Origin of the sequence: Arcanobacterium hippocoleae, from assembly GCF_040360365.1 — a bacterium.
GTDB classification, from domain to species: domain Bacteria; phylum Actinomycetota; class Actinomycetes; order Actinomycetales; family Actinomycetaceae; genus Arcanobacterium_A; species Arcanobacterium_A hippocoleae_A.
In genome coordinates this window covers 1,142,899-1,159,321 of sequence record NZ_CP136412.1, presented here as the reverse complement: position 1 = coordinate 1,159,321, position 16,423 = coordinate 1,142,899, and the positions used below count along the sequence as shown (strand labels likewise).

At 52.4% G+C, this 16,423-nt stretch carries 13 protein-coding genes and 2 pseudogenes; 13 read left to right on the top strand and 2 right to left on the bottom strand.

Features of this window, described 5'->3' with window-relative positions; translation table 11 throughout:
• Nucleotides 1-248 precede the first annotated feature (248 nt).
• Complete coding sequence (locus tag RQN30_RS06015; RefSeq protein WP_309956100.1) at nt 249-2,714, top strand: glycoside hydrolase domain-containing protein; 2,466 nt, start codon at nt 249-251, stop codon at nt 2,712-2,714.
• A 609-nt stretch (nt 2,715-3,323) separates the two neighbouring features.
• Here the strand turns inward: RQN30_RS06015 and RQN30_RS06010 are convergent.
• Complete coding sequence (locus tag RQN30_RS06010) at nt 3,324-3,980, bottom strand: ClbS/DfsB family four-helix bundle protein (RefSeq protein ID WP_491608718.1); 657 nt, start codon at nt 3,978-3,980, stop codon at nt 3,324-3,326.
• Between RQN30_RS06010 and RQN30_RS06005 the strand changes: the two genes are divergently transcribed.
• The 4 genes from RQN30_RS06005 (at nt 3,979) to RQN30_RS05990 (ending at nt 8,448) form a co-directional block, all read left to right on the top strand.
• Nucleotides 3,979-4,551, top strand: coding sequence for a P27 family phage terminase small subunit (locus RQN30_RS06005; protein ID WP_353061674.1), 573 nt, complete (start codon nt 3,979-3,981; stop codon nt 4,549-4,551). The genes RQN30_RS06010 and RQN30_RS06005 overlap by 2 nt on opposite strands.
• Before the next feature lie 78 nt (nt 4,552-4,629).
• Nucleotides 4,630-5,820 carry a methionine adenosyltransferase gene (metK, locus tag RQN30_RS06000; RefSeq protein ID WP_353061673.1) on the top strand — a complete coding sequence of 397 codons (1,191 nt, stop codon included), beginning with the start codon at nt 4,630-4,632 and terminating at the stop codon, nt 5,818-5,820.
• Entirely contained in the window at nt 5,792-7,045 is a 1,254-nt protein-coding gene (locus tag RQN30_RS05995; protein WP_353061672.1) for a site-specific DNA-methyltransferase, read from the top strand. Before metK ends, RQN30_RS05995 begins: the two co-directional genes overlap by 29 nt.
• A complete protein-coding gene (locus RQN30_RS05990; protein WP_353061671.1) occupies nt 7,042-8,448 on the top strand; it encodes a DNA cytosine methyltransferase in 1,407 nt (468 codons plus the stop codon). Before RQN30_RS05995 ends, RQN30_RS05990 begins: the two co-directional genes overlap by 4 nt.
• 34 nt (nt 8,449-8,482) lie before the next feature.
• Here RQN30_RS05990 and RQN30_RS05985 read toward each other — a convergent pair whose 3' ends face one another.
• Entirely contained in the window at nt 8,483-9,562 is a 1,080-nt protein-coding gene (locus RQN30_RS05985) for an IS110 family RNA-guided transposase (protein WP_353061670.1), read from the bottom strand.
• Between the two features lie 383 nt (nt 9,563-9,945).
• Here RQN30_RS05985 and RQN30_RS05980 point away from each other — a divergent pair, with 383 nt between their 5' ends.
• From RQN30_RS05980 to RQN30_RS05945, 8 genes and pseudogenes are all read left to right on the top strand, one after another.
• Nucleotides 9,946-10,140 carry a hypothetical protein gene (locus RQN30_RS05980; protein WP_353061669.1) on the top strand — a complete coding sequence of 65 codons (195 nt, stop codon included), beginning with the start codon at nt 9,946-9,948 and terminating at the stop codon, nt 10,138-10,140.
• A gap of 110 nt (nt 10,141-10,250) precedes the next feature.
• Nucleotides 10,251-11,854 (top strand): annotated as a pseudogene (locus tag RQN30_RS05975) (terminase large subunit).
• A 181-nt stretch (nt 11,855-12,035) separates the two neighbouring features.
• On the top strand, nt 12,036-12,596 hold the full coding sequence (locus tag RQN30_RS05970) for a hypothetical protein (protein ID WP_309954381.1): 561 nt from the start codon (nt 12,036-12,038) through the stop codon (nt 12,594-12,596).
• A gap of 772 nt (nt 12,597-13,368) precedes the next feature.
• Nucleotides 13,369-13,553: pseudogene (locus RQN30_RS05965) on the top strand (terminase TerL endonuclease subunit); the annotation flags it as partial.
• A gap of 211 nt (nt 13,554-13,764) precedes the next feature.
• On the top strand, nt 13,765-14,268 hold the full coding sequence (locus tag RQN30_RS05960; RefSeq protein WP_353061668.1) for a hypothetical protein: 504 nt from the start codon (nt 13,765-13,767) through the stop codon (nt 14,266-14,268).
• Between the two features lie 350 nt (nt 14,269-14,618).
• On the top strand, nt 14,619-14,759 hold the full coding sequence (locus RQN30_RS05955) for a hypothetical protein (RefSeq protein WP_353061667.1): 141 nt from the start codon (nt 14,619-14,621) through the stop codon (nt 14,757-14,759).
• Nucleotides 14,760-14,844: 85 nt separating this feature from the next.
• Nucleotides 14,845-15,009: a hypothetical protein gene (locus RQN30_RS05950; protein WP_353061666.1), complete on the top strand. Its 165-nt coding sequence runs from the start codon at nt 14,845-14,847 to the stop codon at nt 15,007-15,009.
• 112 nt (nt 15,010-15,121) lie between these two features.
• Entirely contained in the window at nt 15,122-16,423 is a 1,302-nt protein-coding gene (locus RQN30_RS05945) for a phage portal protein (protein ID WP_353061665.1), read from the top strand.

The following is a 16,423-nucleotide window of genomic DNA, read 5'->3' as shown; positions in this document are numbered from 1 at the left end:
CATACACAAAAAGACCGAATCAAACAGGGTATTAACACTTCGGGCTTCGTCGGCAATACCAGTGAGGGGTGAAATACCGCTGAGTGTTGCTCGGTTTTCTTGCGCTTTGTCCGTCCGGATTTGGGTTTCCCAGGGACGTACAGGTGAGGGCAAAAACTCGGAGCTTCTCATCCGGTGTTCTGGATCCCTCCCTGGCAGGTGTTTACCTGTCTTGAATTAACAAACTGGTTTCCAAAAAAGGAGGAATCATGACAGATCAAATGGTACTAAAAACACAGCAATGGTTGAACGCTACCTACAAAAATAAAACGGGATTCGGTTCAGTCGAAGAAACAGGGAAAACAGGATGGGACACGATCAATGCTTTGATTCGTGCCCTGCAAATCGAACTAGGAATCACGGCAACCGCGAACAATTTCGGTTCTGGAACACAATCACGTTTTAAGAACCGCTGGCCGAACGGTATTCGCCAAAACACGGCACAAAGTAACGTGCACGGGATCATCCAAGGAGCGCTCTGGTGCAAAGGTTATCCTGCTGTATATGGCGGTATCACGAACGAATTCACTAACGGCATGGTTTCCTCAATTAAAGTCTTGAAGCAAGACATAGGCATGACAAGCACTGAGGCTACCATTGACCTTGAGCTAATGATGGCACTGCTATCAATGAAGCAGTTCAAACTGTTGTCTGCCTATGGCGGCAAGAGCGAGATCCGCGCTATACAGCAAGAGATTAACCGTCGCTACAAAGCCTACAGTGGTATTGTTCCCACTGACGGCCTATATGGGCGCGAAATGAATAAAGCGCTGATTCAAGTATTGCAGGCTATCGAAGGTTTCACTCCATCCCAGGCTACCGGTAACTTCGGGACAGGAACCAAGGCGCGCCTGAAGACAATTAGCGGAGGCACCAGCGAATGGGTATGGATTGGTACAGCTGCACTCGTATGTAATGGAATTGGGCAGCGTGTAGTTACAGCGTGGGATCCTTCAATCCCCGCTGCGATTAAAAGTTTTCAGAACAGGTACAAGATCCCACAAACCGGCAAGTTTGACCCAACGACTTGGATGAGCCTTTTGACCTCGAAAGGTGATCCCAACCGTCCGTGCGTCGCTTGCGACACGCGCTTCGAGATTACGGCTGAGCGACTCAACCTACTTAAGGCGAACGGCTATGAGATCGTAGGACGTTACCTGACTGAGCCGAATCAGGATTCAAAAGATCCGTCTGACTATTTCAAAGCTATTCGCCCCGGAGAACTTGAACGCATCACCAACGGAGGGATGAAGTTCTTCCCGATTTTCCAGGAGTACTCAACCAAGCTTCGACACTTCACGCGGGAAAACGGCGCTCGGCACGCGACGCTCGCAAGGCAAGCAGCCCAAAGACTTGGCATTCCGGGAACGTATATCTATTTCGCAGTTGATTTCGACGCGACCGACCCCGAGGTCACAAGTCACATTCTTCCGTATTTCCAGGGTGTGCGAGGAAGCCTGGGAGGCGGATACAAAGTAGGCATCTACGCCTCGCGTAACATTTGTAGCCGCATCATTAAAGCCGGCTACGCTGGAAGCGCGTTCGTCTCGGACATGTCTACAGGATTCTCCGGCAACCTCGGCTTCCCTATTCCTGACGATTGGAACTATGACCAGTTCACTGAAATCAGTGACTACAAGGGTGCTGGTTTTGACCTAGACAGGGTCGCCTATTCAGGACAAGCAGCGGCAGTGGATCATGTTGCTCCTTCGAGTGCCGGTGACGCTGCGCCCGACACCAGCATTGACTACAATAAGCTGGCTCCGATTGATCTGATCTGGCATTTAGAAAAACGCTTCGAAGAACTTCGTGCCAGTGGCAAGGTTGGAAAAGACTACGTTGCAGGATCTCATGGTGGAGGAACATGGGTCACTGTTCCAACTTGGCGTTGCATACTCAACTATTTAGCAAAAGCCTACCTGCGTGACGGTGGTAGCGGCTCTGCAGTGAATTGGTCCGTGTCTGCAGAAAGTTTCAGGAGCGCTGACGCAAACGTGCTCGAGAAGGACGCTGTAGGCAAGAAGATTATCGCAGCCTTGAATCGCTATATTGATAAAACTTGGCGGCAATCCATGACCGACAAGACCGGAGAATCGGTTGACCTTGCGCATCTGGCGGCAACAACACTTGGATACACCAACTGGAACCTAATCCCAGACGCGTGGACTGGCTGGGCCGGAGATCTAGCCACAGCGATGGAAAACATTCAGAAAACGCTTGAGTGGAATCCCAGTGCGAACCTGGATCAGGTGGCCACAGCTCTAGTCGGTCAAGGTAACGATTACCGTCAGCATCCTGGCTTGAAGGGGCTAGTACTTGACAAGAAAAATGACAAGGGACAGTGGGATTCGGTAGGAAACAACTGTAACCGTGACGATCTCTGCTGTGATGGAGACGCCATTATCATCGCCAACACGCTAGAAAACGGCAACGACTCCAACGCTCATCTTCTGTCAGCAACATTGCGAGAATACTACAACAATTCCAGCAAACTTGCCAACAGATTCAAGCAGATTGGCTGGAGCTTGGGGGCGAATAATTCCACTGAGGCATATCAGAAAATAAGTGAATATGCCGACTTGGATAGCGCCGTTTTAGGATGGTTCTTGGCTGGATACGTCAAGGAAGAGATTCGTTTGACAGCTTGCCGAAAGCTAGCTGAATTCATCTACTGATAATTGATTTGGTCTTTTCCTTGGTGTGGCGCTTGGGTAAAAACGCTAAACCCAAGCGCTACACCACCAACAACAAGAGCGCCGATGGCGGGAACGGAAAACTGGCTCAGCAGTTGAAAAAAGAATCACTATGAACTAACGAGCCAACACCATCGAGCGAAAACAGAAAAGCTGAGAGTCCGATAAAGGCTCCTGCTGAAAGTTGCAACACGCGGGCAGATTGAATACCGATGATATGCTTATTGAAAAGCAGAAGAAGAATCGTGAAACACACATACATGATTGGCATCAAAAGAAGACCACAAAAAATCTCTGATCCTGATCCTTGCACCGTTGAAAGATGGCGATGAAAAGCCACGCGCCGACAAAATATGCCAGAGCGGATACAAGAAACACAGATATTTTTTGATGACCAGTCCCTTCAACTTTTCGCTACACATTTTGATACGGCAACGGCATCAGGAGTTGTATGCCCCAATAGGTTTTCATTCTACAAGAAGGTTTCCCTGCATTGCTAAGGGTAGTGCTGATCGGGCGGATGTCGCGTGAATGCGGGCACGAGGCCTGGTGCGTTGAACCCGACAGTCATGAAAAGACGCACAGGAGCGCCTATACCAGAGGCTCCCGAGTATCTGTCTGTGGTGTACAGCGTGGTAAGAAGCTACTGGGGGCTTGGTTATGGGGTTGTTCTGGCGGCTTTCTGGTGAATGCACGGAGCTTTTTGATTGCCCATTCGTAGCGGCTTGATGTGGCTGACACGCAGTAGGAGCCGAGCGAGGTTGTGCCCGTCCAAGGGAAATGCGCCTTGGTGAATAGCTCCCCGTTGGTGAACTTGCCAATGAGAGCCACTACTGCGGTGTGGCTGTCGGCGAGGTTTTCGCCGACAGCCACAAGCTCAGTGCCCTGATATTGAGTCCAGATCTTTTGGTTGAGCGTTGGCGTGGTTCGCCACGTGTGAGGAAACGGAAGAAACGGCCGAGGTTGACCGTGGGGGTTGGCGTCGACGAAGCCAAGCAGCATGCGCTGCCACTCGTGCAGGTGGGCTAGTACGTCGCGCAGGTTTTTATCCCGCGCCCAGTGGGCTTCTTTACCGATTTGGGTGATGCTGGGATCAAAATGCGTATGCTGATCGTCGGAACTCATGCCCTCAATGAGGCTGTCCAGTTTCACATACTGCGCCTCGGCGGCATCCAATAGTTCAGTTTTCGTCTTCGGTCTCGGCACGCCACTAATTATCTCAAAGCAGGAAAGCAGATGAAAACCCATGGCCAAAGACGGAACGAACCGTGGCGGACGCCGCGTACGCGCAGGCGCGAAACCTGATCCGCTGAATGAGAAGCTCGCCGCAGGCCGCCCAGCCACGCGGCTTGATGATCCGCTGGGTGAGCCGTTTGACTTCGAAGGCAGCGATATTGGGGACGGTGCGGTGCTCGCTGGTGAGACCATGCCCGAACCATCGGGTTATCTTTCCGACATTCAGCGTGATGGTAAACCACTCGGCGCAGATTTGGTCTACCGAGAAACATGGCAGTGGCTCGACCAACGCGGCTGTTCCCAGTTCGTGGCACCCAGGCTGATTGAATCCTATGCGCAGGCGTTCGCGCGCTATGTGCAATGTGAACAGGCGATCTCCAAGTTTGGCTTGCTCGGCAAGCACCCGACGACTGGGGCTGCGATCGCTAGCCCGTTCGTTGCCATGTCCCAGTCGTTCGGTAAACAAGCGAACGTGTACTGGTACGAGATTTACGAGATCGTCCGCGCCACCTGCACCACCGACTACTCGGGCACATCTCCGGGTGATGACGTGATGGAGCAACTGCTCAAAGCCCGCTCCTAACCCTTTTTCTTGCGCCTGCCTGTGTTTTACGGGTGGGCGTTTTGTTTCGCCCCTTTTGATCTGAAAGTGAGTGTGTGTATGTCTGTTACGAAGACTGCTGAGGCCGTGTGTGTCGGCCATCCCGATAAGCTCTGCGACAGAATCGCTGACACGATCCTTGATGACATCCTCTATGAGGATCCTGCTGCCCGCGTTGCAGTAGAAGTGATGGCCTCTGGCCACAGGATCATTGTGACTGGCGAGATCACTTCGAAGGTTCGTCCGCGTATTCGTGAGTCGGTTCGTTACGCGTTGGTGGAGGCGGGTTATGTGCCGTGGAAGTTCTTCGTCTTCCTCTTCACACGTCGCCAATCCCCAGACATCAATGCCGGAGTCTCCAAGTCCTTAGAGGCACGTTTCGGTGATGACACCGAGTTCGCACTCCAAGGAGCGGGTGATCAGGGCACTGTTTATGGTTATGCCACTCGTGAGACTCCGGAGCGTTTGCCATTGCCGCTTGTGCTCTCTCATGAGATCTGCGCCCGGCTCGACAAAGCCCGCAAGGACGGCACGATCACCGGCATCAAGTCCGATGGTAAGGCGCAGGTGACAGTTCGCTACGACGCTGCTGGTAGACCCGTGGCGGTTGAGACCGTGGTGGTGTCGATCCAACACGAGAAGATCAAGGATCTGGATGAGCTTGCGGCAGAGGTCAAAACCCTCATCGTCGCATCCGCCTGTAAGCCGTACCTGCCGATCAACGCTGACACCGAGATCCTGGTGAATCCCTCGGGCCTGTTTACGGTGGGTGGTCCAAAGGCCGACACGGGACTCACTGGTCGCAAGCTGATGGTCGACACTTACGGCGGTCTCGCCCCACACGGCGGTGGAGCGTTCTCGGGTAAGGACGCCTCGAAGGTTGACCGCTCGGGTGCGTATATGGCGCGCCTGATCGCAAAAACAATCGTCGACTCAGGTCTGGCTCACGAATGCCAAGTGAGCATCTCTTATGCGATTGGGAAGGCTGACCCGCTCGCCTTCACTGTTGACACGCTCGGCAGTGGTGAGCACTCCGACCAGATCCTCGCTAAGGCCGCAGCCGAGGTGTTCCCGCTGCGCCCAGGAGCAATCATCGATGCTTTGAATCTTCGAAAGCCTGGCTTTACACAGTATTCAACCTATGGGCACTTCGGCCATGCCGGTCTGCATTGGGAGAACTCGTTCACTCACGTCGACACGCTACGAGAGGCGGTGAAGAAGCATGCTGATCAAGCAGCTACCGATAGCTGAACTGAAACCTGCCGCATATAACCCGCGTAAGGAACTCAAGCCTGGCGATGCTGAGTTTGAAAAACTCAAGCGCTCCATCGACGAGTTCGGCTACGTCGAGCTAGTGGTGGTTAACGCGGCGAACGACAACACCGTCATCTCTGGTCATCAGCGCTTGAAGGTGCTCGAAGATCTCGGCCACAACACCGTGGATGTAATCGTCGTGGAGCTCGATGAGACCCGCGAGAAAGCACTCAACATCGCGCTCAACAAGATCAGCGGCGACTGGGATCAAGACAAGCTTGCACTTTTGATTGCCGACCTCGACGCTTCGGATTTCGACGCTGAACTCACCGGTTTTGACGATGCTGAGATCGCGCAGCTGATCGGCTCCCTCAATGAGGGCGAAGTTGAAGACGACGAGTTCGACCTCACCGCCGCCCTCGAAGCGGCAGCTTTCGTTGAGCGCGGGGATGTGTGGACGGTTGGCCGCCACCGACTGGTGTGCGGGGATGCCACCAGCGCCGAGGACATCGCCACACTTATGGATGGTAAGCGCGCGAACCTCGTACTCACCGATCCGCCCTATAACGTCGCCTTCGAATCAGGCTCCGGATTGTCGATTAAAAACGACAAAATGGATGGCGATAAGTTCTACGACTTCCTCCTCGCAGCGTTCACCAACATGGCTGGGGTGTGTGAGAAGGGCGCGTCCGCCTACGTCTTCCACGCTGACACTGAAGGCTTAAACTTCCGCCGCGCCTTCGCCGAGGCTGGATTCTATCTTTCGGGGTGTTGCATCTGGGCCAAAGACTCTCTGGTTCTTGGTCGCTCGCCCTATCAGTGGCAGCACGAGCCGGTGCTCTTTGGCTGGGTGAAGACGGGTAAGCATCGCTGGTATGCCGACCGGAAGCAAACCACCATCTGGCGGTTTGACAAGCCGCGTCGTAACGCTGATCACCCGACCAGCAAGCCGTTGGATTTGTTGGCGTATCCGATTCGTAACTCCACTCAGGCGAACGCGATCATACTTGACACCTTCGCCGGCTCAGGCTCCACATTGATGGCGTGCGAGGCCAGCGACCGCATCTGCTATTGCATGGAGCTCGACGAGAAATACGCGAGCGTTATTCTGCGCCGTTATGCCGAACACACCGGGGACGCTGCCGGGATTACTTGCCTGCGAGGCGGCAAAGAGTATGCGTATTTGGATTTGGTGCGCGATGTTGAGAGGGGTGAACCGTGAGTGAGTTGACGTTGGGTTCCTTGTTTGATGGCTCGGGTGGTTTCCCTCTCGCAGGTATTCAGGCGGGTATTCGTCCTGTGTGGGCGAGTGAAATCGAACCATTCCCGATTCTCGTTACGACCCGCCGCCTGCCGCAGCTCACTCATGTGGGTGATGTGACCGGGGTCAACGGGGCTGATGTTGATGCGGTGGATGTGATCACGTTTGGTTCTCCCTGCCAAGACCTATCCGTTGCAGGTAAACAAGCAGGCCTGGCGGGTGAACGCTCGGGCCTGTTCTTTCATGCTGTACGAATTATTGACCAGATGAGGAAAGCAACCCATGGAATGTTTCCACGCTACGCGATCTGGGAGAACGTCCCTGGCGCGTTCTCCTCACACAAAGGAGCCGATTTCGCCACCGTCCTTACCACGCTCACGCGCATCGTCGACCCGAGCACGCCTGATATGCCTGTCCCTGAGGGTGGATGGCCGTACGCGGGATGTGTCATGGGTGAGGGATTCTCACTGGCATGGCGAGTACTCGACGCACAATATTTCGGCGTGGCCCAACGACGCCGCCGCATCTACCTTGTCGCAGATTTTGCAGGCCGATCCGCACCCGAGATTCTATTTGAGCCCGCGAGCAGCTCAGGGCATTCTGAATCGTGCGGCACGCAAGAACAAGACCATGCCCACACCCCTGAAGCAAGCCTTGGAGGCCGTAGCAGCTCGGTGATATTGATGGATCATCATCCGCAGGACTCGAGGTTGACCGTTAACTCCTCGGGGGTGGTGCAGACGCTGACTGCTCGGATGGGCAACTCACCCACTAACGTCCCCATCCTCCTCGACGCCCCAGAGGAACGCAGGGTGTTTGGCCTGAATTCGATCCACCAGTCCCGCAACGGTGGCGGCCACTACGGCTACGAAGCGGAAGTGTCGAAAACCCTCGACCTGAAAGGCGGAGAGCCGACCTGCAACCAGGGCGGCATGGTCATCTTGGAGCCCGTCTATGCCACATCCAAAGCCGACTATTTCACCCGCGCCACCAGGAACCAAGCAGGTGCGCTGCTGGCCACGGATTACACCGACCCGCCCATGGTCGCCAGCTCGTCGCTGCGCCCCAGGCGGTTGACGCCGGTCGAGTGCGCCCGGTTGCAGGGGTTTCCTGACGATTGGTGTGACGGTCTTGCTATCGAGGATCCGACAAGCGAGGACATAGAGTATTGGACGGGCATTTGGGCTACCTGGAACTGGGCGCGCGGCGTGAAACCACGAACCGCACGCCAAGTCACTACTTGGTTGAAGAATCCAACCAGTGATAGTGCCCAATACAAGTTGTGGGGTAACGCGATCGCTTTGCCCGTGGCTCGCCACGTCCTTGAAAGACTGAAGAATTTTGCTCGCGCAGGGACTGGATAAGCGCCCACACCTATGGTTGACGCTTCTATATTTGTCAAGCTGCGAGAGTGACTTGTTTGCGGGTTAGTTCTTTGGTGAGGTGCCGGTAGATTTTGCGGGCGAGGTAACGTTTTATCAGCCGAATAGTCTCGCGTTTGGTTTTTCCTTCGGCTAGTCGTTTTTCCATGTAAGCGCGGGTCTGGTCATCGTTTCTCAGGCGTACGAGAGCCACGGTATGTAGAGCGTTATTGAGTGCTCGGTCTCCGCCTCTGTTGAGCCGGTAGCGTACCTTGTTTCCTGACGATGCTGGTATAGGGCTTGTCCCCGCTAGGGCAGCGAAAGCCGCTTCGCTTTTGATCCTGCCCACGTGGGAGTAAGAGATAATCATTTGCGCGGCGGTGACAGGGCCTACTCCTGGCATTTCCAGTAGCGCTGGCGTCACCAGCTGAACGATCATTGCTAACTGGTTTTGGTTTTCTGCCAGTTGTGTTCGAGCGTCAATGATGGTTTTGGCTAGGCGTTTTGCTTCTTGTTTGGCAACGAGTACGTCGATAGCGTCACCGGGTTGTGCCTCAAGTGCGGCGATTTGGTGGATCTGTTTTACCGACAGTGCTCGTCTGGCATCAATGCCAAGGTCTGTACAGCGGGTCAGAGCTGTCAACGAGTTGATGTTAACGGTTGTGGCACGTGTGAGCTGTTTCCTAGCAGCAACCAGGATACGCAGAGCCTCACGATAATCTCCTTGTTTTGGGATAGTCAGCTCGGTTTCATCTTTACCAAGAGTCCTAGCGGTGATCTGAAAGGCATCAATTACATCGTTTTTAGCGAGTTTCTTACGACCCCTTACTAACAGGCGTGGGGCTTCAACCACGCGGTAACCTGCCTGCTCTAAAGCAACACGTAACCTAGTGCCATAGGAGGCTGTGCCTTCCATAGATACTAAAACCTCACGTAAATCAGCTCTTGTATGTTTGGTGATCCATGCTTGCGCGCGGACGTGTCCTTGAGAAGTGTTGGCGAACGTCTGACAGACGATTTCAGCACCTGTGGCGCACTCTAGGATCGATAACACATGGTTTCTGGCGTGTGTATCGATGCCTACGATGAAACGGTAGAGGTGTGCGACAATTGCCATATGGATTCAACCTCCTCGGTTGTTGAAACGTTGGGTTGTTTCTTACCTTGAGGTCTGATCCGGCATCGTGTTCTTAGAGTCGTGTCTAGGACTTGGTTTGCTGGCAATACTGTGACGAGTCACGCCAACGAAAACTGGCGGACATGCTTCTAATCAAGCCAATACATACCGGCCGGGTCAGACCACAACCCCGGTAGCGGACATGTCAGCCAAAAAGCACCAGAAACTTTGCTCCCCTTACAGGGAGATCAATATCTCTGCGCCGGTATATACACGAGTCACGCCACCAGAGCTATGGTCTAATCCTGCCAGCCGATCCCAGACCAGCCACACCCAAAAGTCTCACAGTATGTACATGACCAAACAAGAGAAGGGGCAAGGTCATGAACAGCTTCGAACGCGACCAGCTAGCAATTCAGAACGGCGATTCAGTTCAGGTGATGAAGCGTCGTAAGGCTGAAATCACCGCCCTAGAAAACAAGCTGGGACGGGAGAAGAACACCTTCCGCGCCTCCATCATCGTCCACCAGCTCGAAGCCCGCCGGGCCGAATACGCCGCGCTCGACGCCCTGATCTAAACCCCAGCACAACGCGCCTGTACCTACATGGTTTGGGCGCTGTGCTCTGAGAACTTTTCGCCCCGCTTGTTGGGGCTTTTCTTATGCCACTGGAGAGGAGGTGGGACACGATGCGTCAACTAGACACCTATACGCCAACCCGGTTCATGGCTGACGGCTCAACCTATGACAAGCGCAAAGCCGACTATGCGGTGGCCTTCATCCAAGCCTTGAAGCACACGAAGGGCCGCTGGTCAGGCAAACCCTTCCAGCTCATTGATTGGCAAGAGCAGATCATCCGTGACCTGTTCGGAACCGTCAAGGCTGACGGGTTTAGGCAGTTCACTACCGCCTATGTTGAGATCCCTAAGAAGATGGGCAAAAGTGAGCTCGCCGCCGCAGTCGCGCTCCTGCTCACCTGCGGGGATGGTGAAGAACGCGCCGAAGTCTATGGGTGCGCTGCAGACCGCCAGCAAGCGAGCATCGTGTTCGAGGTAGCTGCCGACATGATCCGCATGAGCCCAGCCCTCTCGAAGCGAGTAAAGATTCTTTCTTCACAAAAGCGCATTATTTACAAGCCCACCAACTCCTTCTACCAAGTCCTAAGTGCAGAGGCGTATTCGAAGCACGGGTTTAATATCTCCGGTGTTGTCTTCGACGAACTCCACACCCAACCAAACCGCGCCCTCTTCGACGTCATGACCAAAGGTTCTGGTGATGCCCGCACCCAGCCGTTGTACTTCCTCATCACAACAGCGGGTACCGATACACATTCGATTTGTTATGAGCAGCATGAGAAAGCCGAAGACATCCTCGCAGGCAAGAAACATGACCCGACGTTCTATCCAGTGATTTACGGGGCGGAGCGCGAAGACGACTGGACGGACGAAAAGTCTGGGCGAAGGCTAACCCTTCTCTAGGGATCACCGTCCCGATCGAGAAGGTTCGCCAAGCCTGCACGAGCGCGAAACAAAACCCAGCCGAAGAAAACACCTTCCGACAACTTCGCCTCAACCAGTGGGTCAAACAAAGCGTGCGGTGGATGCCCATGCACATCTGGAACGCTAACAACGCACCTGTTGGTCTGTCCGATTTGGAGGGGCATGTGTGTTACGGCGGGCTTGATCTAGCCTCGACGACAGATATCACAGCGTTCGTGCTCGTCTTCCCACCCCAAACTGGTGACGACAAATACGTTATCGCGCCCTGGTTTTGGATCCCCGAGGACAACCTCAAACTCCGCGTCGCGCGCGACCATGTGCCATACGACCTGTGGGAGCAGCAAGGGTTTCTGCAGACCACGGAAGGTAACGTCGTCCACTACGGCGCGATCGAAACCTTCATCGAAGAACTAGGGACTCGGTTCGATATCAGGGAGATTGCTTTCGACCGTTGGGGCGCAGTCCAAATGAGCCAAAACCTCGAAGCCTCAGGTTTCACCGTTGTCCCGTTCGGGCAAGGCTTCAAAGACATGAGCCCGCCCTCGAAGGAGCTGATGAAACTCGCACTCGAAGGACGCCTAGCGCACGGCGGGCACCCGGTGCTGTCATGGATGGTCGACAACATTCACGTGCGTACCGACCCGGCAGGCAACATCAAACCTGACAAACAAAAGAGCACCGAGAAGATCGACGGCGTGGTCGCAACCATCATGGCACTCGACCGCGCCATCCGAAACGGCACCGGACACATCAGCGGAAGTGTTTATGACGAGCGCGGATTGTTAGTATTTTGAATTCCAAATCAATATGCTTGTTGACTGTGCGAATGAAGAGTGTGTTAGAATAACGCTAACACTTTAAGCAACAAGGAAGTTGTGTAATAGTGTGTTGTTCCGTGGCGGACATCAATACTCACTGTGGGGCAGATGTTGCCAGAGCAAAATCATGTAATGAAGCATGCTAAGGAGAAATATTATGACAGCTAAAACAGCGATTATAGCAGCTATCACGAGTGCTACCCTCTCTATGTCAAGCGTAGGAGTCGCAACAGCTGCAGATATAAATACTGTAGGTGGAGGAAATACTGAAGTCTCTGTAATGAACTCCGATATAGCTTCGAGCCAGGAATTAGAGCAACTTGCGCAAGAGCTAGAAAATATTTTTGCTACATATTTGTCTCAGAATGATGCAGGACGTTGGTATGTCACTGAGGCGGGGTATATGTCGCATGTCAATAAAGCGGATCTTGAAGTGATAGCAGCAAGATTGAATGGCGAGCCATTTGTCAATAATACTGCTATTCAAACTAGATCCAGCGATTACACAAAATGCGTAATTGATGTTACAGGGCTTGGAGCTATTGCGGGATTATTTACTGGAGCTTTTACCAAGCTAATCGAAAGACAACTTTGGAAGGAAGCTGCTCTTTATATCGTTAAAATTGTAGGGAAAAATGCAATTAAAGGCGGCGTTGTAGGTCTTGCTGCATCATTGGCTGCATCTGCTATTTGGTGTGCGACTCCGTGGTCGCGGTAGTGAAACGGGAGGGAGGAAGATTCTCATGTCACAGAAGCTCCGATACGTTTTACAGGCGGTTGTATGTACAGCATTGATCGGTCTCTTATTTTTTATTGGTACCTTGACTTCTGAGTTTTTTAACGACATAGTGCACGAGAATATGGCTGCAGTTGTGGTGATCTCGGTGGTATTTCCCGCAGTTACCATGTATTTAAAGTACGACTCCGAGAAACAAAAGTAGTATTTTCTTCCAGTTGCGTTCCTGGTGCGACGCAGGCAAGTTTGGTGAAAACCATCCTCGCTCATAAGACCGTGATTGCACAAGCGCTTAAAATGTTTGGTCTTGGGGCTGCTGCAGGGGCTCTTCTCGAAAGCGATAGTGTGAAATAGGGGAAATATGTTCTGCCAAAGGTCAGAATCAGACGGTGCGGACAATGTGGGTAGTTGGAGAATTTTTCTTACTTCTATCGTCTACACCGTTTGGTTCGCTCTAGCTACGCATCTAGCTCTGGGGTATGCTAAAAATGCGTCAATCACCTTTATTGTTTTCAGTTACAGTTGGCTTTTGGCGCTTGTGATGTGTTTTAAGAGGCAACAGTTTTTGGGGATGAGAACAGCAGCGGTTTTGTTAATCGGCGGGCTTTGCATGTTCCCTTTTTCTATATATGTAAATATAAGATGGGCGCAAATTGTTTCAACAATAGTAACAATTTTAATTATTGTTAGCCTTTCGGTTTTTTCGTCTTGCACAAGATGCTCGATATTTTCCAGATAAAATATCAGTAACGTCTGGTTAATAGATAACGTCCGTATCCTCCAAGATCCGGCAGGCAACATCAAGCCCGACAAGCAAAAGACACTGAGAAGATCGACGGCGTCGTCGCCACAATCATGGCACTCGACCGCGCCATCCGCTGCGGACAAGGAACCGAAACCGGAAGCGTTTACGACCAACGAGGACTACTCGTGCTGTAAAAGAATTTTCTCTTGACAACATAATGTGAGATATATATATACAATATAGATAACAGTATTTAGCCAACAAAGTTGTTGCGCAAATACTGTTTTACCTGCAGTAAGCATCGACACTTACTGCGGAACAGAGGTTGCCGACATGATGCCGACAACGTGACAAATAAGGAGAAAAATGAAAATCCACAATATGATCATTGGAGCCTCTGTAAGTTTGGCACTCGGATTAGCAGGTACAGGTGTAGCTGCTGCTAGCGTGAGTGAAGGGAACGGTAGAGGTGTTTCGATACCAGCAGTCTCGACATCGGTTAACATAAACTCGATTTCACCTTCGCTGAGTGACGCGGAACTTGACCGTCTTATTCAGGCATTAGATAGAGTTCCAGAAAACTTAAGGAATGCAAACCCGAGGACAACGCCGAATTATGAAGCCGAGCTTTCTCGAGCGCTAAACGGAATACGTGTTGGAGGGATAGCTACGCGAGCGTCGTGGTGGCAGTGCGGTGCTGAGGTAGCAAGTGTAATTGTTCAATATGGTCTTCCTGTGGGCAAAATACTCAAATGGTTGAAGGAAGCGCGGAAAATTTGGGGTGGCGTAAGCGGCATTTGGAGAGCCATTAAAAGCGGAGCAGCTTTTGCTGAGATTGGCGAGGAAGGTGTCCAAGCTCTCGAGATGATTCTCGGATTCGATGGGGTGATTTCCGCTTGCTTCGGGTGAAAGCGGAGAAGTGATATGAGTACGACTTGGAAGCCTATCTCGTTTTCTTACGCCTGGTGGGGACACATAATCACTGGTTTTATTATTGGTATATGTGTTTTCATAGCCTCTAACATTGTGTTTTGGCTGATACCCCACAAGGCGACTGTGTATCTATTGATAATTATTGTGGGAGTAAGTGTGGTTGTTTGCGAAACACTATCGACCATATTTGATCAGTATTACGCAAGAAAAAGAAACATAATTCTCCAGGTGGTTGGCGACCCATCTTTGTGAAGCTTTTTCTTTTAGCAATTACTTATTTCGCCTCGTCGTACGCGCTACTTAACTCCCTGTTGTCAGCAGGAATCATGGTAGCGCTCGCAATAGCCGTGGAGCTGGTTTCTGTTACCTTACTGAGGTCTTGGGAACCAGGAATGAACGATGAAGAAGTACGTGAAGCGTGGCGAAATACCGCAGAGGCCGCTAAACGGGTGATAACGGAAGACTGAGATGTGGACGTTATAACAAAAGGTAGAGGAATTGAACCTTGATTGATGGGAAACAGTAATGGACGTATGTGGCATAGGAGATTAAATGCGTGCAACTAACATAGTGGGCTGGTTGCTTTGCGTCGTGGGTATCGTTCTGCTGTGGTTGGATATTTCTCATGCCGAGTTCTTGTGCTTAGCTGGTTTTCTTGTGGCTTTAACTGGATTGATTTACTCGAAAGCAACATCGAAGAACCGTGATGTTTCCTGATAAATGATCTTATTTGTCTAGATTTTTCTATAGGTTCGATTTTGCATATCTGATGGGCATCTGTCTTGTGGCAGGTGCCCATCTTCATGCCTGCTCTTCTAGGAGGTGAGAAATGGGTTTTCTGAATTGGCTGCGTGGCGACACCACCCGCGTTACTGAGGATCGCGCGATTGGCTCGGGTTATAGCTTTTTCTTCGGGGCTGCGTCGTCTGGTCGTCCGGTGACTGAGCGTAGCGCGATGCAGTTGACTGCCGTGTATTCGTGTGTGCGGATTTTGGCTGAGGCGGTCGCGGGTTTGCCGTTGCATGTTTACCGGCAGAGTGCTGATGGGGCGAAGGTGAAGGCGCTCGATCATCCGCTCTATAGGTTGTTGCATGATGAGCCGAATCCGGAGATGACGTCCTTCGTGTTCCGAGAAACGCTCATGACACATCTACTGCTCTGGGGTAATGCGTTTGCTCAGGTGATTCGTAACGGCCGCGATGAGGTTATCGGCTTGTATCCGCTGATGCCAAACAGAATGACCGTGGGCAGGGATGAGGCTGGGCGGCTGTATTACGAGTATCAGCGTACGTGGAATGAACCAAGTGGCAGGTTTGAAACTGTACGCCTGTCACCGCATGAAGTGCTCCATATTCCAGGGTTGGGTTTTGACGGCCTGGTCGGCTACAGCCCGATTGCGATGGCAAAAAACGCTATCGGCTTGGCTCAAGCGACGGAGGATTATGGTGCGAGCTTTTTCGCGAATGGTGCGGCTCCCGGTGGCGTGTTGGAGCATCCAGGAACAATCAAAGACCCAGCTCGCGTCCGCGAATCATGGCAGTCGACGTTCGGCGGAGCGAGGAACGGCAACAAGATCGCCGTGCTGGAAGAGGGCATGAAATACACGCCCATCAGCGTCTCACCTGAGCAGGCCCAGTTTTTGGAGACGAGAAAGTTTCAGATCAACGAAATTGCTCGAATCTTCCGTATTCCGCCGCACATGATTGGCGACCTCGAAAAATCCTCGTTTTCCAATATTGAGCAGCAATCGCTCGAGTTCGTGAAGTACACGCTGGATCCGTGGGTGATCCGCTTCGAACAAGCCATCAGCAAAACCCTCCTTGCTGAGCGTGAGAAACCACAGGTGTATGTGAAGTTTAATCTTGAAGGCTTGCTGCGTGGGGATTATAAGTCGCGGATGGATGGGTATGCGGTGGCGCGGCAGAACGGGTGGATGAGCGCTAACGATATCCGCGAGTTAGAAAACCTCGACCGCATCAGTCCCGAGGCAGGCGGTGACCTCTATTTGGTGAACGGGAACATGCTCCCGCTCAGCCTTGCCGGAGCCTACGCACAAACAGCCGCATCTGAACCGGAGCCTGAACCGCCCCAGGAACCTACGAGTGAATCTTCTGTAAGGAGGAGGATATGA